Here is a 22,560-nt window from a genome sequence, read left to right as displayed (position 1 = left end):
AGAGCACGATGAGCGACAAGACCGAGACCACTGGCCTCTCCTCCGACGCAACGGAAGTGCGCGCCCAGAAGCTGAAGCTCCTGCGCGAACAGATCGGCGAGGTCTATCCGGCGCATTTCCACCGGACGATGACCAATGCCGAACTCACCGCGAAGTACGAAGGCCTGGAGCCGGACACCGAGACGCAGGATGTCGTGACCGTTGCCGGCCGCGTCTATTCCTCGCGCAACTCCGGCATGTTCATGGACATCCATGACGCCTCCGGCAAGATCCAGATCTTCAGCCACAAGGACGTGACGAGCGAGGAAGCCCGCGGCCTGCTGCCGATGATCGACATCGGCGACATCATCGGCGTCACCGGCGTCGTGCGCCGCACCAAGCGCGGCGAGCTGACGATCAACGCGCAGGCGATCACCATGCTGACGAAGTCGCTGCTGCCGATGCCCGAGAAGTGGCACGGCCTCTCCGACATCGAGCTGCGTTACCGCAAGCGCCACCTCGACATCATGACCAACGAGGAATCGAAACTGCGCTTCCAGCAGCGCAGCCGCATCGTTTCCGGCATCCGCCGCTTCATGGAAAACGACGGCTTCATGGAAGTCGAGACGCCGATGCTGCATTCGGTCTATGGCGGCGCCACCGCCGAGCCGTTCAAGACGCATCACAACACGCTGAAGCTCGACATGTACCTGCGCATCGCGCCGGAACTGTATCTGAAGCGGACGCTGGTCTCGGGCCTCACCGACAAGGTCTTCGAGATCAACCGTAACTTCCGCAACGAAGGCGTCTCCACCCGGCACAATCCGGAATTCACCATGATGGAGTGCTACTGGGCCTATGCCGACTACGAGGACGTCATGGACCTCGTCGAACGCATGTTCGCCGAGCTCGCCCTGGCGATCCACGGCTCGACCGAGTTCGCCTATGGCGACAAGCAGCTCTCCTTCAAGGGCCCGTTCCGCCGCGTGCCGATGCCTGATGCCGTCAAGGAAGCGACCGGCATCGACTTCCTGGCGATGAAGACCGACGAAGAAGCCCGCGCTGCCGCCAAGGCTGCCGGCTTCGAGGTCGAGAAGGACTGGACCTGGGGCGAGTGCCTCGCCTTCGTCTTCGAGGAGAAGGTCGAGGGAACGCTGATCCAGCCGGCCCACGTCACCCATTTCCCGAAGGACATCTCGCCCTTCGCCAAGGAAGTGCCGGGCGAGCCGCGCCTCGTCGAGCGTTTCGAGACCTATTGCAACGCCTGGGAACTCGGCAACGCCTTCTCCGAACTCAACGATCCGGAAGAACAGCGCGCCCGCATGGTCGAGCAGCTCGAGCAGGCGCACGCCCGCGGCGAAAAGGCCAAGCAGCTCGACGACGAGTTCCTTGATGCCATCGACCAGGGCATGCCACCGGCTGGTGGCCTCGGCATCGGCGTCGACCGCCTGATCATGCTGCTCACCAATGCGCCGTCGATCCGCGACGTCATCCTCTTCCCGGCACGCCGCCACAAGGCCGACTGATCAAGGTCGCATTGCCACGAACACGAAGGCCCGCCGCGCACGCGTCGGGCCTTTTTGATTTTCAGAAGAAACTATTCGATTACGCGGGCTCAATGCCCGGCGGGCGCCTCGGCCGTTTCAGCCGGTTCGGCCCGATGTTCGGCACCGCCTGCGTCGCCGGTCTTGGCCTCGGCAGGGTCCGCCAACGGATCGATGCAAGGCGAGTGGTCGTCCATCGCCGCCATCATCGTGCGGATATCGTCCATGGAGAGATCGACCGTCTTGCCGTGGAAGACGCCGGCAGAGTTGGCCGTGCCGGCGTTATAGGAAGCGCGGAACGTTTCGCTCATGCCAGGCACGCTCTGCGGACCGGGAGCAAAGAGCACCTCCGCGCCGATTGCGGCTCCGCGGACCTGCGCGCGGTCCTCCGGGCCGGCGGCGTCGAGCACGACGACCTGATAGAGATCGGCCCGCTCGGCCTTCGCCAGCGCCCCGACCACACGCAAGGCCGTGCGCATGCGCGCCTCGCCGTCGGCGCGATCGGTCTTGACGTGCATGCGGATCCAGCGTTGGCCATTGTGGCTGAGCTTGAGCGTCCGCAGCAGCGTGCATTCGAGACCCGAGGTATTCGGCTTGGAAAGCCCCGCCATCAGAGCGTCCCGGCTGACATAGACGGCGGCCCCGCCGGATGCGGCCGAGACGCCGAAGGCGGCCGCGAGGATGACCAGCAGTCTCTTCGATGGCCGAAACTTGCCGAGGATAGCCTTCACGAGGGTGACTCCGCCGTCATATCCAGGAATTGCAGAAAAGCCCGAAGGGCGCCTCAACATAAGGCCCGCCACCTTTCGGAAAGTTTAAGCTGCTGCGGAGAAGGATCGCGGAGCCGCAACCAGCGCGGTCACCGAAACAGCGCAGCGATGCGCAGACGATGGCCCGCCTGCGCGTCGCTGTCGCCTGTTGGCGCTGCTCAATCGATCGCGATGTCCACGCGCTTGCGGCACTCGCGATAGGGCGAGACGTGTATGGTCCCTGACGCATCCACCCATCGCCGGTTTTCAACGCAATAGGCCCCGGATTTCGTCAGGATCACCTTGGGGCGGCGGCGGTTGTAGTTGTCGTTGCCATGCGTGAAGGAGCCGATGCCGGGATACCAATCGCTGCTGTCGGAAGAGCTGTGCCCGCCACCGCCGCCGCGGCCCTTGCCGCCGGCGCTTTGGGCAAAGGAGGGAGCGGCAAACGAAGTGGCCGCGGTGATGACGATCATCGAAACGAGTACCAGCTTATGCATGACATGACCTCCCGGTTGACACTGGATGAGCGGTTGCCATCCATGTGAAGGAGCTTGCCATGTCCGCCCGGGCAGCGATGTTCCCACGGAAACGCGCCGGGAAGGCGCTCGATCTCCGCCCAGGCGCCCGGGAGGGAGATTGACTTTCACGGCCATCTTGCCTCCATTGCGGGCCGTCAAACACAAGAACAAGAAAAGAAGAACGAAAATGCACAAAGTCATATTCGATACGGACCCGGGCATCGACGATGCGATGGCGCTGCTTTTCTTGCATCGGCATCCGGCTATCGACCTGATCGGCATCACCACCGTCTTCGGCAACGCCTCGGTCGAAACCACCACGCGCAACGCCCTGTTCCTGAAGCAGCGCTGGGGCATCGACGCACCGGTCGCCAAGGGTCTCGACAAGACCTTCAACCCCGACCGCCCGCATGTCGGCTGGCCGACTTTCATCCACGGCGACGACGGCCTCGGCAACATCGACGTCCCCGAGACGGTCGATCTGCCGATCGACCCGCGCCCGGCGCACCGCTTCATCATCGATACGGTCCGCGCCCATCCGGGCGAAGTGACGCTGATTGCGGTTGGCCGCATGACCAACCTGGCGCTGGCGCTGCGCGAGGATCCGGATTTTGCCGCACTCGTGCGCGAAGTCGTCATCATGGGCGGCGCCTTCGACGTCAACGGCAACATCACCCCGGCGGCCGAAGCCAACATCCACGGCGACCCGGAGGCCGCTGACGTGGTGATGACGGCCCCGTGGCCGGTCACCGTCGTCGGTCTCGACGTCACCACCAAGACGGTGATGACCAAGGCGATGATCGCCGAGATCGCCGAGCACGGCGGCGAAGCCGGCAAACTGCTCGCCGACATCTCGAAGTTCTACGTCACCTTCTACGAGCAGCACGTGCCCGACGGCATGGTCGTGCATGATAGCTGCGCCTGCGCCTATGTCGTGGCGCCTGAGCTCTTCACCGTCCGAAGCGGCTCGATCCGCGTCGTCTGCGGCGGCATTGCCGACGGCCAGACGATCCAGCGCCCGGACAACAAGCTCTTCCCGCCGAGCCCTTGGGACGATCTGCCGAGCCAGAAGGCCTGCATCGACATCGATGCCGCGCGTACGCTGAAGCTGATCAGCGACACGCTGGTCCTGAACGGCTGAACCTGACCGGGGCGCGACCGATGTTGTGCCTTGAAAAACTTGAACAAGATGGCTGGCGGACACGCGTTCGCCGGCTATCTTTATGTCCATGAAACCGGACGCCCTGCTCTATCCCGCCCCCAAGGGCCTCTATTGCCAGATCGGCGATTTCTACATCGACCCGGTGCAGCCGGTCGAAAGGGCGCTGATCACCCATGGCCATTCCGACCATGCCCGCGCCGGCCACGGCCAGGTGCTCGCCACCCACGAAACCCTCGACATCATGCGTATTCGCTACGGCGATGGCTTCTGCGGTACGAGCCAGGCGGTCGAACTCGGGGAAAGGCTGACACTCAACGGGGTCGAGCTGGGCTTCCATCCGGCGGGCCACGTGCTCGGCTCGGCACAGATCTCCGTCCGCGCCAACGGCACCCGCATCGTCGTCTCCGGTGATTACAAGCGGCGGCGGGATCCGACCTGCGCCGGTTTCGAACCGGTCGCCTGCGACGTCTTCATCACCGAAGCGACCTTCGGCCTGCCGGTTTTCCACCACCCGGACGACCGGGCCGAAACGCGCAAACTGCTGACGTCGCTTGCGCAATTCCCCGAGCGGACCCACGTCGTCGGCGCCTATGCGCTCGGCAAGGCGCAGCGCGTTATCGCGCTCCTGCGCGAAGCGGGCTACCACGAGCCGATCTTCATCCACGGCGCCCTGCAGCGGCTCTGCGACTACTACCAGAGCCAAGGCATCGACCTCGGCGAGCTGCGTCCGGCAACGCTCGCCGCAGACGAAAAGCAGGATTTCAGGGGCACGATCGTGATCGGCCCGCCCGCCGCCTTCGCCGATCGCTGGTCGCGGCGCTTCGCCGATCCGATCGCCATCTTCGCGTCCGGCTGGATGCTGATCCGTCAAAGAGCGAAGCAGCGCGGCGTGGAACTGCCGCTCGTCATCTCCGACCATTGCGACTGGGCCGAGCTCACGGCGACGATCACCGAGATCGCACCGGGCGAAGTCTGGGTCACGCATGGGCGTGAGGAAGCGCTGGTGCGCTGGTGCGAGCTTCAGGGCATCGCCGCCCGCCCGCTGCACCTCGTCGGCTACGACGACGAGGGAGAGTGACGGATGCATGCCTTTGCCGAACTGCTCGACCGTCTCGTTCTAAGCCCGCAGCGCAACGCCAAGATCCGCCTGCTGGCCGATTACTTCCGGACCACCCCGGATCCGAGCCGCGGCTACGCGCTTGCGGCCATCGCCGGTACGTTGTCGCTGAACACCGTCAAGCCGGCAATGATCCGCGACCTGCTGCTCGAACGCATGGACGCCGTGCTGTTCCAGTATTCCTACGACTATGTCGGCGACCTGGCCGAAACGGTCTCGCTCGTCTGGGAGCCGCCGGCCGGCACCGTCGCATCGGATATTCCGCTCGGTGAAGCCATCGAGCGTCTGCAGATGACCGGCCGCGCCGACGCGCGCAGCGTGGTGCGCGACATGCTCGACCACCTGGACACCTCCGCGCGCTTCGCCTTTCTCAAACTGGTGACCGGGGGCCTGAGGATCGGCGTGTCGGCCAAGCTCGCCAAGCAGGCGCTCGCCGAGATGGGCGGCAAGGATGTCGCCGAGATCGAGACGCTCTGGCACGGCTTGTCGCCGCCCTATCTGCCGCTCTTCCGCTGGCTTTCGGGTAAGGCCGAGAAACCTGCGCTTTCGACGCCGGCCGTCTTCCATTCGGTCATGCTTGCCAACCCCGTCGGCGACGGCGATCTCGACGCGCTCGACCCCGGGGACTTCGCCGCCGAATGGAAGTGGGACGGGATCCGGGTGCAGCTTGCGAATATCGGCGGCGTGCGCCGGCTCTATTCCCGCAGCGGCGACGAGATTTCCGGCACCTTTCCCGATGTGCTGGAAGCGGCGGACTTCACCGGCGTCATCGACGGCGAACTGCTCGTCGGCGGTACGGCGCGCACCAATCGCGCAACCCGGAGCTTCGCCGATCTGCAACAGCGCCTGAACCGCAAGAGCGTCAGCCACAAGCTTCTCGAGGCCTACCCCGCCTTCATCCGCGCCTACGACATTCTCTTTTCAGGCGAGGAGGACGTTCGCCCGCAAGGCTTCGTCGCAAGAAGGGCAATGCTTGCCGATCTGGTCGAACACGCCTCGCCGCAGCATTTCGACCTGTCGCCGCTGGTGCCGTTCTCGTCCTGGGACGAGCTTGATCGGCTGCGCGCCGACCCGCCCGATCCGGTCATCGAAGGCATCATGCTGAAACGGCTCGATTCACCCTATACGGCGGGCCGCGTCAAAGGTCCCTGGTTCAAGTGGAAGCGTGCGCCCTTCAACATCGACGCGGTGCTGATGTATGCGCAGCGCGGCCACGGCAAACGCTCGAGCTACTACTCCGACTACACCTTCGGCGTCTGGACCACGGTCGACGGGAAGGAGACGCTCGTACCGGTCGGCAAGGCCTATTTCGGCTTCACCGACGCCGAGCTGGAGGTTCTCGACCGTTTCGTCAGGGACAACACGACCGAGCGCTTCGGGCCGGTTCGGGCCGTGCGCGCCGAGCCCGATTTCGGTTTCGTCGTCGAAGTCGCCTTCGAGGGCATCAATCGATCGACGCGGCACAAATCCGGCGTGGCGATGCGTTTTCCGCGCATAGCCCGCCTTCGGCAGGACAAGCTGCCGCGCGACGCCGATCGCCTGGAGACGCTGCAGGCGATGATCGAAGCGCGCGAAGGCACGTAGGATCGCGGTCCATCCGGAAATCTGGGAACACCGGCCATCGCCGCGCGTTGGGAGAAGGCTATCAACGGAAAGGTGGTGTTCCATGCCAGCCAAGTCGAAGGCTCAGCAACAGGCAGCCGGTGCGGCCCTTGCCGCAAAGCGCGGAGAGATCAAGAAATCCAGCCTCAAGGGCGCGTCCCGCGGGATGGAAAAATCCATGAGCGAAAGCGAACTCAAGGAACTTGCCGAAACCAAGCGCAAGAAGCTGCCCAAGCGCAAGGACGACTGAGCGCGGGACCTCGAACAAAAGAACCGCCTAAAACAAGAATTGTTAAGACCCTTTTGGGATTATCCCGGTCGATACACAGCCATTCGCGTGCCGCCGGGGTGATTTGTGCCTGCCAGACATGCTTTGAACCTCGGAATGAAGAGGCTCTCCAGGGTTTTGACGCCAAGTTACCTGCCGGCGCTCATAGCGGCTTTCGTGGTCCTGGTGGCCGGCATTCTCGCAGACAATCAGAACCAGGTGGTGGCTGAGGCGCGCCTGCGCGCACGGGTCGCCGAAGAGCTCAACCCCATCCGCGCCAAGCTCGAGGCCAACGTCAACGGCAACATCCAGTTGGTGCGCGGATTGATCGGCACGCTCGTCACCGAGCCCGGCATGGATCAGAAACGCTTCGCTGCGCTCTCGCGCAGCATCTTCACCGAACGCTCGCAACTGCGCAGTATCGCCGCCGCGCCGAACCTCATCGTCTCGCTCGTCTACCCGCTCGAAGGAAATGAGAAGGCGCTGGGGCTCGATTATCGCAGGAATGAGGCGCAGCGCGCTGCCGTCATGCGCGTCAAGGACACCGGCCAGATGGTCCTTGCCGGTCCCGTGGACCTCGTCCAGGGCGGGCGGGGACTGATCGGCCGGTTCCCGGTATCGATCGACGCCGGCGGCAGCAGCAATCGCTTCTGGGGCATCGTCTCCGCCATCATCGACATCGAACGCCTCTATCGTGACAGCGGGCTCTATTCGAAGCAGCCCGGCATCGATATCGCCATAGCCGGCCGCGACGGGACGGGCGCAAAGGGACCGGTCTTCTTCGGCGACCCGGCAGTCTTCAAGCATTCGCCTGTCGAGATGACCGTGCTCTTGCCTGGCGGCTGCTGGCGCATTGCAGCCGTTCCCAAGGGCGGATGGCCGGCGACGGCCGGTAATGCCTGGTTGATCCGCGGCTTGATCGTTCTCGGCGGCCTGATGATCATCCTGCCGATGGTGCTGACCGGCCGCCTGATGAGCGAGCGGCAGAGCAACATTCGCGCGCTCAGGCACAGCAAGGTGCAATTGCAGGAACTTTCCCATCGCCTGAGAATCGCGCTGGACTCCTCGCAGATCGGCATTTGGGAACTCGACATCGCGAGCGGCAAGCTGATTTGGGACGACCGGATGCGGGAACTCTACGGCCGCGTCGGTTCCACAAGCGAGACCTACGAGGACTGGAGGAGCGCGCTACATTCCGACGATCTCCGGCGTGCCGAGGCCGAGTTCAAGAAAGCGCTCGAGACCGGCGACGCCTACAATTCGGACTTCCGCATCTGCCTCCGCGACGGCAGTTTGCGACACATTCGCGCGATCGGCTCCGCCTATACCGGCACCGATGGCTTGAGGAAGGTCGTCGGCGTCAACTGGGACGTCACCGCCGATATCGAGACCCGCGAAACCCTGTTCGAAGCCAAGCGCATGGCCGAGGCGCACAGCGTCGAACTCGAGGCGGCGCGTCATCGCATGGAATTCAATGCCCTGCACGATCCGCTGACCGGCCTGCCGAACCGCCGCTTCCTCGACCAGGTCCTGGCCGAGCGCGACAGGCACTTCGCGCCCGAGGCAAGGCTCAGCATCTTTCATATGGACCTCGACCGGTTCAAGCAGATCAACGATACGCTCGGCCACGCCGCCGGCGACGAGATCCTGCGCCACGCCGCCGAACTGCTGCGCGGCAATGCGGATGCAAAGGACTTCGTCGCCCGCATCGGCGGCGACGAATTCGTCATCGTTCGCCAGGATGGCGGGGCAGAACCGGATGCCACACTCGCTTCCCGCATCATCGAGGCGATGAGCGTGCCCGTTCGCTACAAGGATCAGGAGTGCCGCATCGGCGTCAGCATCGGCATTGCTGCCCAGACCAAGGCAACGGATGACCTGTCGCACGTGCTGGTCAATGCCGACATTGCGCTCTACGAAGCCAAGCGCCGCGGCCGCAACCGGCACGAGACCTTCACGGGCGAGCTGAAGACGGCCGTTTTCAAGACGAAGCAGACAGCCGACGAGATCCTTCGCGGGCTGGAGCACAACGAGTTCATCGCGCATTTCCAGCCGCAGTTCTGCCCACGATCGCTCGACATCATCGGTGTCGAGGCACTGGCGCGCTGGGATCATCCGTCCAAGGGATTGCTCGGTCCCCACACGTTCCTGAAGACGGCGGAAGACATCAACGTCGTCGCATCGATCGACCAGGCAATCCTGGAACAGGCGCTGTTCCAGATCTATCGCTGGGAGGCCAATGGCATCCATATTCCCAAGGTCTCGGTCAATCTGTCGTATGCGCGCCTTCACGATGAAAACCTGATCGATCGTCTCGAACAATTGCAGATCCCGCCCGGCCGCCTGTCTTTCGAACTGCTGGAATCGATCTCCTTCGACGAGAGCGACATGACGGTGCTGTCCAACATCCGGCGCATCAAGGAGCTCGGCATCGACATCGAGATCGACGATTTCGGCACAGGCTATGCCTCGATCCTGAGCCTTTTGAAATTGACCCCGCGGCGGTTGAAGATCGACCGCCAGCTTGTCCTGCCGATCCGCGAGTCGCCCACCGAAAAGCGGCTTGTCGAGTCGATCATCGATATCGGCACGTCGCTCGGCATCGAAGTGATCGCCGAGGGTGTCGAGACGCTGGAACACGCCCATATCCTGAAGGAACTCGGCTGCCACGGGCTGCAGGGCTACGCCTTCGCGCGGCCGATGAACGCCAACGACCTTGCCACCTTCGCCTTCGAGCGTCGCTGGCTCGCCGCCTGAGAAGCACGCCCGCTCGCTGCAAAAAACACGGTGCGTGCATTTTTCGCACGGGCAAGACTTGGCAGCCCTGCCGCGAATCGCCATAAAAACAATTGCCTGCCTCCATATCTTGGGACCGGCGGCATCATCTGCGGCAGTCGCTGATGCGACCGCCCTTTCGGGCCTCTAGAGCGTCCCGCTGCAAGTGCAACCCACTGAAGCGGAAAAGATGCTCTAGATTCAACATCCTGGTGCGTCCCTTGTGCATTCGTTTGAAAGCACGGCGCTCTGGTGCCCGCCCTCCATGAAACCCGAACGAAGGGAACGGTACGATCGAATACGCGGGAAAATTGCTTTCTGTCTTCATTTTCGCCCCATTTGCGGGAAGCCTCCTTGCAATCTTCTTTCCGCCCGATCAGCGTGGTGCGACAGCCTGGTTTGCGGGGGCGATCGCGCTCCTGTGTTTCCTTGTCGCCGCCGGCCTCTATCCCTTCGTCACCTCAGGCGGCGTGCTGCGCTACGACATCGCCTGGCTCCCTGAGCTCGGCCTCAATTTCACGCTCCGGATGGACGGCTTCGCCTGGCTCTTCACGGTCCTCGTCACCGCAATCGGCGTGCTCGTCGTGCTCTATGCGCGTTACTACATGGCCGCAGAAGACCCGGTGCCGCGCTTCCTGGCGCTGTTTCTGGCCTTCATGGGTTCGATGCTCGGCGTGGTGCTTTCTGGCAATCTCATTCTGCTTGCCGTCTTCTGGGAACTGACGAGCATCGTTTCCTTTCTGCTGATCGGCTACTGGCATCACAATGCCCATGCCCGTGACGGTGCGCGCATGGCACTGACCATTACCGGCACTGGCGGTCTCTGCATGCTCGTTGGCCTCCTGCTGATGGGCCGTATCGTCGGCAGCTACGATCTCGACGTCGTGCTCGCCTCGGGCGACCTGATCCGCAACTCGCCGCTCTACATGCCGGTACTGATCCTGGTTCTGCTCGGGGCGCTGACGAAAAGTGCGCAGTTCCCGTTCCATTTCTGGCTGCCGCATGCGATGTCCGCGCCGACGCCGGTCTCGGCCTATCTGCACTCGGCGACGATGGTGAAAGCCGGCGTCTTCCTGCTGGCGCGGCTTTGGCCGGTCATGGCCGGCACCGACGCCTGGTTCTGGATCGTTGGCCTGGCCGGGCTTTCGACGCTGTTGCTCGGCGCCTATTTCGCCATTTTCCAGCAGGACCTGAAGGGCCTGCTCGCCTATTCCACCATCAGCCATCTCGGTCTGATCACGGTCCTCCTGAGCCTTGGCAGCCCGCTTGCCGCCGTCGCCGCGGTCTTCCACATCGTCAACCATGCCACTTTCAAGGCATCGCTGTTCATGGCGGCCGGCATCATCGACCACGAGACCGGAACGCGCGACATGCGCAAGCTCGGAGGGCTGATACGTTACATGCCTGGAACGGCCGTGCTCGCCATGGTCGCGAGCGCGGCCATGGCCGGCGTACCGCTCTTGAACGGCTTCATCTCCAAGGAAATGTTTTTCGCCGAAGCGATCGAAACGCACCAGGCCAACATCCTCGACACGATGACGCCTTATGTCGCGACGCTCGCCGGCATGTTCGCGGTTACCTATTCGCTGCGTTTCATCCACAGCGTCTTCTACGGCAAGACCCCGGAGGATCTGCCGAAGGTGCCGCACGAGCCGCCGCGCTGGATGCGGGCGCCGATCGAGTTCCTGGTGCTCGCCTGCCTCGTCGTCGGCATCATCCCGGCGATCACCATCGGGCCGTTCCTGCATACGGCGGTCGTCGCCGTCCTCGGCGCCAGCACGCCGCAATACAGCCTCGCCGTATGGCACGGCTGGAACCTGCCCCTGATCATGAGTTTCGTCGCGCTGGCGGGCGGCGTCGGTCTTTATTTCCTGATGCGCAACTACCTTGCGACCAGCATCGAAGGACCGCCGATCTTCCGCCTGCTGCACGGCCAGCGCATCTTCGAGCGCGTGCTGGTGACGCTCTCGTGGAAATGGGCGCGTTCACTCGAACAACGTCTCGGCACGCGACGGCTGCAGCCGCAGATGCGTTTCCTCGTCTTCATCGCCATCGCCGCCGCCGCCCTGCCGCTGCTTCTCAGTCACTACGAATTGCCGCCGCTTCGCGTGCGCAGCATCGATCCTGCCTTCGCCCTGCTCTGGGCCGTCGGCATTGCCTGCGCGATCGGCGCGGCGCTTCTCGCGAAATTCCACCGCCTGGCTGCGCTCGTGCTGCTCGGCGGCGCCGGTCTCACCACCTGCCTGACCTTCGTCTGGCTTTCGGCGCCCGACCTTGCCGTGACCCAGCTCCTTGTCGAGATCGTCACGACCGTCCTCATCCTGCTCGGTCTTCGCTGGCTGCCGAAGCGCATCGAGGATACACAGGAAACGGAGCTGCTTTCGCTGCAGGTCCGCTTCCGGCGCCTGCGCGACTTCCTGCTGGCGATCACCGCCGGCGGCGGCGTGGCGCTCATCGCCTATACGATGATGACCCGTCCGCTGCCCGAGACGATCGCCAGCTACTTCCTCGAGCGCGCCTACAAGGAGGGCGGTGGCACCAATGTCGTCAACGTCATCCTCGTCGACTTCCGCGGCTTCGACACGCTTGGCGAAATCGGCGTTCTGGCGATCGTCGCGCTGACGGTTTTCGCCCTGCTCTTGCGCTTCCGGCCGCAGGCCGACAGCCTGGAGGCGCCGGAACAGCAACGTGTCCAGAATGCCTTCGACGACGATCACCCGGACCGCAACAAGGGCGACAGCGTCGCCGAATATCTGTTCGTGCCCTCGGTGATCATGCGCTGGATGTTCCCGGTTATCGGCATGCTGGCCGCCTATCTGTTCCTGCGCGGCCATGATCTGCCGGGTGGCGGTTTTGCCGCCGGCATCGCCATGTCGATCGGCTTCATCCTGCAATACATGTCCGGCGGCACGCGCTGGGTCGAGGAACGGCTGCGCATCCATCCCTTGCGCTGGATGAGCATCGGGCTTTTGGTCGCCGCGGCCACCGGCATCGGTTCCTGGCTCTTCGGCTATCCGTTCCTGACCTCCCACGCGCAGTACGTCACGTTGCCGATCGTCGGGAAGTTCCCGTTGGCGAGCGCCCTGTTCTTTGATCTCGGCGTCTTCTCGCTGGTGCTCGGCGCAACGGTGCTGATCCTCATCGCGCTTGCCCACCAGTCGATCCGCGCGCCGCGGGCCCATGCCCGCGCCATGCGGAGCGGAAAGGAGGCCCGCTGATGGAGATCATTCTCTCGGCCGCCATCGGCGTGCTTACGGCGTCCGGTGTCTATCTGCTGCTGCGTCCACGTACCTATCAGGTGATCATCGGGCTTTCGCTGCTCTCCTATGCGGTCAACCTCTTCATCTTCGGCATGGGCCGTCTTCGGGTGAACGCACCACCGGTGCTGGAACCCGGTGGCGTCGGCGATCTCAGCCGCTTCACCGATCCGGTGCCGCAGGCGCTCGTCTTGACCGCGATCGTCATCGGCTTCGCCATGACTGCGCTCTTCCTCGTCGTGCTGCTCGCCTCGCGCGGCTTCACCGGCACGGACCATGTCGACGGCCGGGAGCAGCGCCTTGACTAACTGGATGCATCACCTCTTGATCCTGCCGATTCTGCTGCCGCTGATGGTCGGCGCCGCGATGATCCCGATCGACGAGCGCAACCGCATGGCGAAGGGTGTCATGGGTTTCGTCTCGACGCTGGCGCTCTTCATCCTCTCGATGGTGCTGATGCGCATCGCTTCGGTGGACGGGGCGCCCGCCGGCAGCGGCGTCTATCAGCTGGGCAACTGGCCGGCCCCCTTCGGCATCGTGCTGGTGCTCGACCGCCTTTCGGCGCTGATGCTCTGCCTGACGAGCGGACTGGCGCTTGCCGCCCAGGCCTATTCGATCGCGCGCTGGCACACGGCCGGCCACCATTTCCATTCGCTGTTCCAGCTTTTGATCGCCGGTCTCAACGGTTCGTTCCTCACCGGTGACCTCTTCAATCTCTTCGTCTTCTTCGAGATGATGCTGGCGGCGTCCTACGGCCTGCTGTTGCACGGCTCCGGGCCGCTGCGCGTCAAGGCGGGCCTGCAATACGTCGCGATCAACCTCGCCGCCTCGTCGCTCTTCCTGATCGGCGTCAGCCTGATCTATGGCGCGACCGGTACGCTCAACATGGCCGATCTCTCGATGAAGCTGGCGACACTTTCGCCGGACGATCGCCAGATGGTCGAGGTCGGCGCCGGCGTGCTCGGCGTCGCCTTCCTGGTGAAGGCCGGCATGTGGCCCTTGAGCTTCTGGCTGCCGACGGCCTATTCCGCCGCAACGCCGCCGGTCGCCGCCGTCTTTGCGATCCTGACCAAGGTCGGCATCTACGTCATCCTCAGGCTTTCGCTGCTGGTTTTCGGCGCGAGCGCCGGCGCATCCGCAGGCTTCGGCCAGCCGATCCTGCTTGCAGGCGGGCTGCTGACGATCGCCTTCGGCGCCATCGGCGTGCTCGCTTCGCAGGCCATGGGCCGGCTTGCCGCCTATTCGGTGCTCGTTTCCTCCGGCACCTTGCTCGCTGCGATCGGCCTCGGCCATCCCGGCATGATCGCAGGCGCACTCTTCTATCTCGTCAGTTCGACACTCACCATCGCCGCCTTCTTCCTCTTGATCGAGTTGGTCGAACGCGGCCGCGACGCCGGCGCTGACGTTCTCGCGGTGACGATGGAAGCCTATGGCGACGCCGACGAGGACGAGGAGGAAGAAGAGGTCGGCGCGGCAATACCCGGAACCATGGCGATCCTCGGCCTCTGCTTCTGCCTCTGCGCCCTGCTGCTTGCCGGGCTACCGCCACTCTCGGGCTTCGTTGCCAAATTCGCGATCCTCGGCGGTCTCTTCGGCCTGTCGGGAACCGAAGCCGCCCCGGCGATTTCCACGGCCGACTGGACCTATGTCACGCTGCTGATCGTCTCCGGCCTGGCAGCGATGATCGCCATGAATCGCGTCGGCATCCGCACCTTCTGGGCGTCGATCGAAAACACCGTGCCACGGGTGGTCGTCATCGAGATCACACCCGTCGTCGTGTTGCTCGCCACCTGCATATTCCTCAGCGTACAGGCCGGTCCGGCGATGCGCTACATGCAGGCGACGGCGGATTCGCTGTTCGATCCGGCGGGCTACACCGAGCGGGTGCTCACGGCACCCCGGGCGGGAGGGCAATAACCCATGCGCACCTGGCTCCCCTATCCGCTGCTGTCGATTGCCCTGCTCCTCATCTGGTTGCTGCTCAATCAATCGGTCGCCCCCGGCACTTTCGTCATGGGCACGATCCTGGCGACCGGCCTCGGCTGGGTGACGCTGAAACTCAGCCCCGCCCACTCCCATCCGCGCCGAATCCTCCTGATGCTACGCTTCGGCTTTGCCGTTGCACTCGACGTTATCCGCTCCAACCTTGCCGTCATTGCCGTCATTTTGCGCGGCCGACGCCGACCGCCGAGCTCAGGGTTTCTCACTGTCGACCTCGATCTCGATGACGAGAACGCATTGGCCCTGCTTGCCTGCGTGATGACCGCGACGCCCGGAACAGCCTGGCTCGAATACGACCGCCGCCGCAAGTCCCTGCTCTTCCATGTGCTCGACATGCAGAACGAGCGCGTTTGGATCGATACGGTCAAGCGCTACGAGGCTGCCTTGAAGGAGATATTTGGATGATGGAACTTTCAATCATCTGGTCGATCCTGATTGCCCAGATCATGCTCGGCCTGGCGATGGCTTTCGCCTTCTACCGCATGGTGAGGGGCCCACGCGCCCAGGACCGCATCCTTGGCCTCGACACGCTCTATATCAACGCCATGCTGATGCTGCTCACCTTCGGCATCCGCACCGCCAACTCGATCTATTTCGAATCGGCGTTGATCGTCGCGCTTATCGGCTTCGTTTCGTCGATTGCCTTCGGCAAGTTCCTGATGCGCGGGGAGATCATCGAATGAGCCACCTCACCGATCTTCCTCTATGGGCGGCCATCCTCGTCTGCGGACTGACAGTTCTGGGCGCCGCAATCGCCCTGGTCGGCTCGGTCGGCCTTCTGCGGTTTACCAGCTTCTACGAGCGCCTCCATGCGCCGACATTGGCGACGAGTGGCGGCGTACTCCTGATCTGCACCGCCTCGATCATCTGCTTCGCGGTGCTGCAGAGCCGCTGGGTGTTCCACGAGATCCTGATCGTCGTCTTCGTCCTCGTCACCACGCCGATGACGCTGATGCTGCTCGGCCAGGCAGCCCTCTATCGCGATCGCGTCGCAGAAAAAAGCGGCGTCCCGCGCAAGCAGCGACCGCCGAGAGAAGAAGAATCGGCAGAGTAGTTTCAAGCCGCGGAGCGACCCGGAAGGCCAATGACAGCTTTGAAGTTATCTGGCCTACTCGCCGCGCCCTCTGAACCGCCGCTGATAGGCCGGGTCGTAGAGCGAACTCTCGCGGAAATCGGAAGCTGCGAGCCCGGGGCCAACGAAGATCAGCGCCGTACGCTCGATCGGCTCTTCTGCCACCTTGTCGGCAATGTCGCGGAGCGTGCCGCGCACCACCCGCTCGTCCGGCCAGGAAGCCTTGACCACGATCGCGACGGGGCAATCGGCGCCATAGAGCGGCGTCAGTTCCTCGACCACCTGTTGAAGGGCATGGATGGCGAGATGGATCGCCAGCGTCGCGCCGGTGGCACCGAAGGCGGAAAGCGTTTCGCTGTTCGGCATGGGTGAGGCACGGCCGGAGACGCGGGTCAGCACCAAGCTCTGGGCAACCGCTGGAATGGTCAATTCGCGCCTGAGCGCTGCTGCCGCAGCGGCGAAGGACGGCACGCCCGGCGTCATCGTATAGGCGATGCCATGCTTCTCCAGCCGGCGGATCTGTTCAGCCACCGCACTCCACACCGAAAGATCGCCGGAATGCAGCCGTGCCACGTCCAGGCCGTCGGCTGCCGCCTTCACATACTCGGCCTCGATCTCGTCGAGCGACATCGGCGCCGTATCGACAATGCGGGCGCCGGGCGGGCAATATTGCAGGAGTTCCGGCGAAACGATCGAGCCGGCATAGAGGCAGACCGGGCAACGCCCGATCAGGTCGCGCCCGCGCACCGTGATCAGATCCGCAGCCCCCGGGCCGGCGCCGATGAAATGTACCGTCATGTGTCGCTCTTTCCTTAATTCCCGCAATCCCGGACGCAAAACCGCTACGCACTTTTGCTGGTATTGCTCTCTTGCTCTTGCGCAATCCCGGACGCAAAACCGCTGCGCACTTTTGCTGGTATTGCTCAGCCCTTAATCCACGACCATTGGGTCACCGGCATGGCCGGCCGCCAGCCGGTCATTGCGCCGACAGGCCCGGCTCTGGCGATATCGATGCGGATCAGCGTTCCGCCGAGCCTGGCGTGATGATCGAGCAAAACCGCCTCCATGTCCGTCGTCACCGCATTGGCAACCAGCCGCCCGCCGGGGCCAAGCGCTGCGATCGCCGCCGCCATCACGCCGTCTTCGCTGCCGCCACCGCCGATGAAGATCGCATCCGGCTGCGGCAGGCCCGCAAGCGCTGCCGGCGCCTCGCCTTCGACTACCGTCAGCCCGGGCACGCCGAACATCGTCGCGTTGCGGCCGATACGTGCGGCCCGCTCCGGCGACACTTCGATGGAGATCGCCTGCATAGTCGGGTCGGCCAGCATCCATTCGATGCCGATCGAGCCTGAGCCACCGCCGATATCCCAGAGCAATTCGCCCTTGCGCGGCGCGAGAGCCGAGAGCGTCAGTGCTCGCACCTCCCGCTTGGTGATCTGCCCGTCATGTTCGAACAGTGCGTCGTCGCGACCGGCCGCGAGCGGCAGGATGCGCGCGCCCTCGTCGGCGGTCACCTCGATGGCACAGACATTGAGAGGATGGACGAGGCCGAGCATGAAACGCGATGCGATCTGCGTCGTCACCCGTTCGCCGGCGCCGCCGAGCGCCTCGAGCACGGTCAGCCGCGACTGACCGAAGCCGCTGGCGACCAGAAGCTCGGCAAGATCCCTGGGGCCGGCTCCGTCCGACGTCAGCGTCAGCACGCGTGCACCCGGATGCAGGTGCGGCCGCACGAGATCGAGCGGGCGCCCGTGCACCGAGACGAGTGTCGCCTCCTGCAGTGCCCAGCCCAGGCGCGAGGCTGCAAGGCTGATCGACGAGGGTGCCGGCAGCGTACGGATTTCGGCCGAGGCGATCCGGCGCGCCAGCGTCACGCCGACGCCGAAGAAGAACGGGTCGCCCGAGGCGAGCACCACGACGGGCGTACCGCGGCGCGCGACGATCTCCACGACCGAGCGTTCGAGCGGGCTCTGCCAATTGTGGGCCTCGCCCTTGATCAGCGGCGCGGCAAGCTCCAGATGGCGATGGCCGCCATAGACGACGGGCGCCCCGGCGATCAGCCGCTTGGCCTCGTCGCCGAGACCCGCTACACCATCTTCACCGATACCGATGACGGTCAGCCAGGGGGAGACGATGACGGGATCGCCGTTCGACACGTCAGCCATGGAAAAACCTCGCATCCTGATCTTGGGCGGCACCACCGAAGCGCGCGAGCTCGCGCGCCGGTTGGCCGAAGACGTCCGTTACGACACCGCAATCTCGCTGGCCGGTCGCACCGCCGACCCGAAGCCGCAGCCGGTGAAGACGCGCATCGGCGGCTTCGGTGGCGCCGATGGGCTGGCCCATTTCCTGCGCGAAGAGAACATCGCGCTGCTGGTCGATGCGACGCACCCCTTTGCCGCGCGCATTTCGCACAATGCCGCTGAGGCGGCGCAAAGAACCGGAGTTCCGCTCCTGGCCCTCCGGCGACCGGAATGGCAGTCCTTGCCCGGCGACCGCTGGAATTCGGTCGGCAGCGTCGTCGAAGCAGTGAGCGCGCTGGGCGCTCGCCCGCGCCGTGTCTTCCTCGCCATCGGCCGGCAGGAGGCCTTCCACTTTGAAGCCGCGCCACAGCACAGCTATGTCATCCGCAGCGTCGACCCGGTGATCCCACCGCTGAACCTGCCGGACCAGGAGGCGATCCTGGCGACCGGCCCCTTCGCGGAGGGCGATGAAGCCACGCTGCTCAAAAGCCGGCACATCGACGTGATCGTTGCCAAGAACAGTGGTGGCAGCGCCACCTATGGCAAGATCGCCGCGGCGCGCCGGCTTGGCATCGAGGTGATCATGGTCGAGCGGCGCAGGCCCGCGGACGTGCCGACCGCGGGCAGTTGCGACGAGGCGCTCGACCGCATCGCTCACTGGCTTGCTCCCGCATAGAAACGCGGCGTGTAGACGAGATCCGGCTGCCGTTCACGCTCGACGATGCGCGTTTCCGGCGAACCGATGATGACGCAGGTCGCCATGTCGGCGCGGTTGGCATCGGCTTCGCCGAGCGGCATCACCGCGATCCGCTCGTCCGGCCGTCCGGCGGCGCGCCCGAAGATCACCGGAACGGTTGCTGGCAGAACGCCGCGCAGGATCTCGAAGGCTTCGCCGAGCTGCCACGGGCGCGCCTTGCTGATCGGATTGTAGAGGGCGATCACGAGCCCTGCCTCCGCCGCCAGCTTGAGCCGCCGGGTGATGACCTCCCAGGGCTTCAGGTTGTCGGAAAGCGAGATCGCGCAGAAATCGTGGCCGAGCGGCGCGCCAATGCGGGCGGCAACCGCGAGCATCGCGGTCACGCCGGGCGTGATCACCAGATCGACCGACTTCCATTCCGCAGGCCCCTTGTCGATCGCCTCGCAGACGGCGGCCGCCATGGCAAAGACGCCCGGATCGCCGCCGGAAACCATGCAGACTTTCACCCCGGCAGCAGCCCGCGTCAGTGCCACCTGCGCCCGGTCGAGCTCCTCGCGATTGTCGGAGGCGACTCGCACCTGGTCGGGGCGCAGGTTCAGCCGGTCGAGATAGGGAAAGTAGCCGTAGAATTCCTCAGCCGCCGCAACCGCCTCAGCCGTTTCCGGCGTCATCTGCTTCGGGCTGCCCGGGCCGGTGCCGACCACATAGAGCGTACCGGTCATGGCCGGTCCTTCCAGCCGGGAACGAGCACCAGCGAGAAATAGGGTGCCTCGTCGTCGGCTTTTTCCGCAAGCGCCGTCATCGCCGCGTTCTTCATGGTTCCGCGCTCGACATAGACGGCCTGATCGAGACGGCCGGAGGCGGAAAGCGCCCGGCGGATTTTCGGCAGGTTGCGCCCGACCTTCATGATCACGGCGGCTTCGGTATCCTTGAGCCGCCGGCCAAGCTCGGCCTCGGCCATCGTGCCCGGAAGCACGGAAAGCACGTCGTCGCCCTGAACCAGCGGCAGGCCGGCAAGCGACCAGCAGCCGGACATGGCGGTAATGCCGGGGATCACCTCGACCGGAAAGCGATTGGCCAACCGCACGTGCAGATGCATGTAGGATCCGTAGAACAGCGGATCGCCTTCGCTGAGCACCGCGACCGTGCGTCCGGCGGCAAGATGCGCCGCCACGGCTTCGGCGGATGCGTTGTAGAAATCGGTGATCTGGCTCTTGTAGGCGCCGTCGTCCTTGTCGATTTCGGTCGTCACCGGATAGTAGAGCGGCAGCTCGACGAGATCCGGCTTCAGCAGGCCCTCGACGACCGCGCGGCCGTTGCCGCTGCGCCCGGCCTTGGCAAAATAGGCGAGCACATCGGCTTCGCCGAGCGCCTTCACCGCCTTGACGGTCAATAGCTCCGGATCGCCCGGGCCGGTTCCAACGCCGATCAGGCGCCCCCCGCCGGCGCCGCTCACAGGCCCGGCCTCGCGAGCGAGTTCAGCGCCGCCGCCGTCATGGCGCTGCCGCCGAGGCGGCCGCGGACGATCGCGAAGGGAACGCCATAGGAATTTTCGGCCAGCGCATCCTTCGATTCCGCCGCACCGACGAAACCGACGGGCATGCCGAGGATCGCCGCCGGCTTCGGCGCGCCGTCGCGCAGCATTTCAAGCAGGAAGAACAAGGCCGTCGGCGCGTTGCCGATCGCCACGACCGAACCGGCCAGACGCTCGCTCCAAAGCTTCAGCGCGGCTGCAGACCGTGTGTTGCCGATCTCTGCAGCAATCTCAGGCGTACGGGGATCGCGCAGCGTGCAGATCACCTCGTTGCCGGCCGGCAGCCGCGCCCGGGTGACTCCGTGAGCGACCATTTCGGCGTCGCAGAGGATCGGCGCGCCGGCCTTCAGTGCTGCGCGAGCCGAGGTCACGAAATCGGGAGAGAAGACGAACTGCTTGGTCGCTTCGACGGAGCCGCAGGCATGCACCATGCGCACCGCAAGATCCGCTTCCTCGTCGGAGAAGCCCGAGAGATCGGCCTCGGCGCGGATGATGGCGAAGGAACGCTCGTAGATGGCGTTGCCATCGCGAATGTAATCATACTCAGGCATGTCTATCCCTGTTCGAACGCTGCCGAGACGCGCGCAGCTCCGAGCCGTGTAAGACAGGACTGCGCCGATTCGCCAGCGTCTTTGTTTTGCCTCACCAGCCCGCAAAGCCGAGCAAGCGCGGATTTCACTCCATTCTCATCGGTGTAGGCGCTTGGCAAGCCGTTGGCAGCCCCATTTACGACAAGCCCGTATCCTGATGGCGCACCGACCAGCGTCAATTCCGACGGTTTCGGCCGGGCACACCCCTTGGCGCAGCCGGAAAGATGGACGACGAGCGAGCCGTCGAGCAAGTCGGGCGCCGCCTCGACGAGGCGCTGCGCCATCGCCTTGGTTTCCATCCGCGCGGAGGCACAGCCCTTGCTGCCGGCGCAGGTTGCGATCGCGTTGCGCGGGTCCTCGGCAGCGATGCGAAAGCCGAGTGCCGCTGCCAGGCCCTGGGCCGCGGCTGCGGCCTCGCGCGCCAGACCGAGCACGAAGAAGGCATGCCCCGGCGCGAGCCGGATCGCAGTGGCGCCGAGCGCCTCGGCCCGGTGAAGAAAGGAGACGATCGCTGATGCCTCGACCTGTGCAAATGCGAGGCCGAGTCCAAGAACCGCTTCGGAGTCCCCCAGCTCGTGAATGCCGGGTATCGCGGCCGAGCCTTGGACGGCTGGGCGCTCGGAATGCCCCTCGCAACGACAAAGGGCGCGAACTTCCCCGGGATCGAGATCGCGCCCGCGCGCGGCCGTGCCAAGGCCGGAAAGCATCTCCAGAATGGCGATCAGCGCCGGCACCACCGCGTCGCCGTTCAGCACGCCGACGATGCTTCCCCTCGCAGCAGTTCCGCCAAGCGACAGCAGCCAGACGACACCATCCGGCGTCGAAAGTGCCTGAAGGCGAATATCGGCCACGACGGCATCGAGCCCGAAGCGGCCGCCACCGTCGATGACGACGGACAATTTGGGTGCGAGTTTCAAGGACGGCCGGTGCACCTGCAAAGCCCCGCGAAGAGCCGCCGCGATCGGACGGGGATCGGCAATCTCTGCGGGGTCGATACCGGCAAGTGGCGGCACCTCGATCGCCAGTCCTTCGGCGATCGTGATCTCCGCATCGCCGATCGCCTGTGCCAGCGCCGGCACCGTCGCATCGCTCAGGCCGCGCAGCTGCAGGTTTCCGCGCGCGGTGATCTCGATGATGCCGTTGCCGAAGGTTTCAGCCGCTGCGGCCAGCGCCAGGACCTTGGGAATGGTAAGACTGTCGTCATCGGGCCTGAGCCGCACGAGCAGGCCATCGCCGGTCTGCATCGGCGCGGCGAGCGACGGACAAGCGCCGCGCCGCATCGAGGCACCCGCACCGGCTTCTCCTGTCGACGAGAGGGCGCAACTGGTCATCAAATCCGTCATCGTTCGAGGCCCTCCTCCCTGAAGAAACCTCTGTTCAAAAAAGCTAGAGCGGGGTGCGGGCGGAAAACCGCAAACACTTTTCCTCATCCCACCCTAAGACCCTATA

21 protein-coding genes are annotated in these 22,560 nt (G+C 64.7%); 13 read left to right on the top strand and 8 right to left on the bottom strand.

The window, feature by feature from the left end; genetic code table 11:
• Nucleotides 1-8 precede the first annotated feature (8 nt).
• Complete coding sequence (lysS, locus tag ACQ5BM_RS16130; RefSeq protein ID WP_429813041.1) at nt 9-1,505, top strand: lysine--tRNA ligase; 1,497 nt, start codon at nt 9-11, stop codon at nt 1,503-1,505.
• Between the two features lie 89 nt (nt 1,506-1,594).
• Here lysS and ACQ5BM_RS16125 read toward each other — a convergent pair whose 3' ends face one another.
• Together ACQ5BM_RS16125 and ACQ5BM_RS16120 are read right to left on the bottom strand one after the other, a co-directional pair.
• Entirely contained in the window at nt 1,595-2,254 is a 660-nt protein-coding gene (locus ACQ5BM_RS16125; protein ID WP_429813039.1) for a hypothetical protein, read from the bottom strand.
• A 197-nt stretch (nt 2,255-2,451) separates the two neighbouring features.
• Complete coding sequence (locus tag ACQ5BM_RS16120; protein ID WP_429813036.1) at nt 2,452-2,772, bottom strand: hypothetical protein; 321 nt, start codon at nt 2,770-2,772, stop codon at nt 2,452-2,454.
• 208 nt (nt 2,773-2,980) lie between these two features.
• On the opposite strand from ACQ5BM_RS16120, the gene ACQ5BM_RS16115 reads away from it, so the two are divergent.
• The 11 genes from ACQ5BM_RS16115 to mnhG all read left to right on the top strand — a co-directional run bounded on the left by ACQ5BM_RS16115 (nt 2,981) and on the right by mnhG (nt 16,029).
• Nucleotides 2,981-3,934: a nucleoside hydrolase gene (locus ACQ5BM_RS16115; RefSeq protein WP_429813033.1), complete on the top strand. Its 954-nt coding sequence runs from the start codon at nt 2,981-2,983 to the stop codon at nt 3,932-3,934.
• 88 nt (nt 3,935-4,022) lie between these two features.
• A complete protein-coding gene (locus ACQ5BM_RS16110) occupies nt 4,023-5,033 on the top strand; it encodes a ligase-associated DNA damage response exonuclease (protein ID WP_429813660.1) in 1,011 nt (336 codons plus the stop codon).
• 3 nt (nt 5,034-5,036) lie between these two features.
• Nucleotides 5,037-6,656, top strand: a complete 1,620-nt coding sequence (locus ACQ5BM_RS16105; RefSeq protein WP_429813031.1) for a cisplatin damage response ATP-dependent DNA ligase — start codon at nt 5,037-5,039, stop codon at nt 6,654-6,656.
• A gap of 82 nt (nt 6,657-6,738) precedes the next feature.
• A complete protein-coding gene (locus ACQ5BM_RS16100; RefSeq protein ID WP_429813029.1) occupies nt 6,739-6,924 on the top strand; it encodes a DUF3008 family protein in 186 nt (61 codons plus the stop codon).
• 135 nt (nt 6,925-7,059) lie between these two features.
• Entirely contained in the window at nt 7,060-9,699 is a 2,640-nt protein-coding gene (locus ACQ5BM_RS16095) for a bifunctional diguanylate cyclase/phosphodiesterase (protein ID WP_429813026.1), read from the top strand.
• A 329-nt stretch (nt 9,700-10,028) separates the two neighbouring features.
• On the top strand, nt 10,029-12,935 hold the full coding sequence (locus tag ACQ5BM_RS16090) for a monovalent cation/H+ antiporter subunit A (protein WP_429813024.1): 2,907 nt from the start codon (nt 10,029-10,031) through the stop codon (nt 12,933-12,935).
• Nucleotides 12,935-13,282 carry a Na+/H+ antiporter subunit C gene (locus ACQ5BM_RS16085; protein ID WP_429813022.1) on the top strand — a complete coding sequence of 116 codons (348 nt, stop codon included), beginning with the start codon at nt 12,935-12,937 and terminating at the stop codon, nt 13,280-13,282. The genes ACQ5BM_RS16090 and ACQ5BM_RS16085 overlap by 1 nt, the downstream gene beginning before the upstream one ends.
• On the top strand, nt 13,251-14,891 hold the full coding sequence (locus ACQ5BM_RS16080) for a monovalent cation/H+ antiporter subunit D (RefSeq protein ID WP_429813020.1): 1,641 nt from the start codon (nt 13,251-13,253) through the stop codon (nt 14,889-14,891). The genes ACQ5BM_RS16085 and ACQ5BM_RS16080 overlap by 32 nt, the downstream gene beginning before the upstream one ends.
• 3 nt (nt 14,892-14,894) lie before the next feature.
• Nucleotides 14,895-15,380 (top strand): Na+/H+ antiporter subunit E, encoded by a 486-nt coding sequence (locus ACQ5BM_RS16075; protein WP_429813017.1) that lies wholly within the window; start codon nt 14,895-14,897, stop codon nt 15,378-15,380.
• Nucleotides 15,377-15,658 (top strand): K+/H+ antiporter subunit F, encoded by a 282-nt coding sequence (locus ACQ5BM_RS16070; RefSeq protein ID WP_429813015.1) that lies wholly within the window; start codon nt 15,377-15,379, stop codon nt 15,656-15,658. The genes ACQ5BM_RS16075 and ACQ5BM_RS16070 overlap by 4 nt, the downstream gene beginning before the upstream one ends.
• Complete coding sequence (gene mnhG / locus ACQ5BM_RS16065; protein ID WP_429813012.1) at nt 15,655-16,029, top strand: monovalent cation/H(+) antiporter subunit G; 375 nt, start codon at nt 15,655-15,657, stop codon at nt 16,027-16,029. Before ACQ5BM_RS16070 ends, mnhG begins: the two co-directional genes overlap by 4 nt.
• 54 nt (nt 16,030-16,083) lie before the next feature.
• On the opposite strand, the gene cobM is transcribed toward mnhG, so the two are convergent.
• Nucleotides 16,084-16,845 (bottom strand): precorrin-4 C(11)-methyltransferase, encoded by a 762-nt coding sequence (gene cobM / locus ACQ5BM_RS16060; RefSeq protein WP_429813010.1) that lies wholly within the window; start codon nt 16,843-16,845, stop codon nt 16,084-16,086.
• Between the two features lie 125 nt (nt 16,846-16,970).
• On the bottom strand, nt 16,971-18,212 hold the full coding sequence (cbiE, locus tag ACQ5BM_RS16055) for a precorrin-6y C5,15-methyltransferase (decarboxylating) subunit CbiE (protein WP_429813008.1): 1,242 nt from the start codon (nt 18,210-18,212) through the stop codon (nt 16,971-16,973).
• On the opposite strand from cbiE, the gene ACQ5BM_RS16050 reads away from it, so the two are divergent.
• Nucleotides 18,211-18,966 carry a cobalt-precorrin-6A reductase gene (locus ACQ5BM_RS16050; protein WP_429813657.1) on the top strand — a complete coding sequence of 252 codons (756 nt, stop codon included), beginning with the start codon at nt 18,211-18,213 and terminating at the stop codon, nt 18,964-18,966. The two genes, cbiE and ACQ5BM_RS16050, sit on opposite strands and share 2 nt — an antisense overlap.
• On the opposite strand, the gene ACQ5BM_RS16045 is transcribed toward ACQ5BM_RS16050, so the two are convergent.
• The 4 genes from ACQ5BM_RS16045 to cobG are packed head-to-tail and all read right to left on the bottom strand — an operon-like array spanning nt 18,945 to nt 22,442.
• A complete protein-coding gene (locus tag ACQ5BM_RS16045; protein WP_429813006.1) occupies nt 18,945-19,709 on the bottom strand; it encodes a precorrin-3B C(17)-methyltransferase in 765 nt (254 codons plus the stop codon). The two genes, ACQ5BM_RS16050 and ACQ5BM_RS16045, sit on opposite strands and share 22 nt — an antisense overlap.
• Nucleotides 19,706-20,443 (bottom strand): precorrin-2 C(20)-methyltransferase, encoded by a 738-nt coding sequence (locus tag ACQ5BM_RS16040; RefSeq protein WP_429813004.1) that lies wholly within the window; start codon nt 20,441-20,443, stop codon nt 19,706-19,708. Before ACQ5BM_RS16040 ends, ACQ5BM_RS16045 begins: the two co-directional genes overlap by 4 nt.
• Nucleotides 20,440-21,072, bottom strand: a complete 633-nt coding sequence (locus ACQ5BM_RS16035) for a precorrin-8X methylmutase (protein ID WP_173520268.1) — start codon at nt 21,070-21,072, stop codon at nt 20,440-20,442. The genes ACQ5BM_RS16040 and ACQ5BM_RS16035 overlap by 4 nt, the downstream gene beginning before the upstream one ends.
• Nucleotides 21,073-21,074: 2 nt before the next feature.
• On the bottom strand, nt 21,075-22,442 hold the full coding sequence (cobG, locus tag ACQ5BM_RS16030) for a precorrin-3B synthase (RefSeq protein WP_429813654.1): 1,368 nt from the start codon (nt 22,440-22,442) through the stop codon (nt 21,075-21,077).
• Nucleotides 22,443-22,560 lie beyond the last annotated feature (118 nt).

This window comes from Ensifer sp. B1-9, from assembly GCF_050474445.1.
GTDB lineage: Bacteria > Pseudomonadota > Alphaproteobacteria > Rhizobiales > Rhizobiaceae > Ensifer.
Note: the sequence above shows the minus strand (reverse complement) of the source record. Positions and strands in the feature narration are given on the sequence as shown.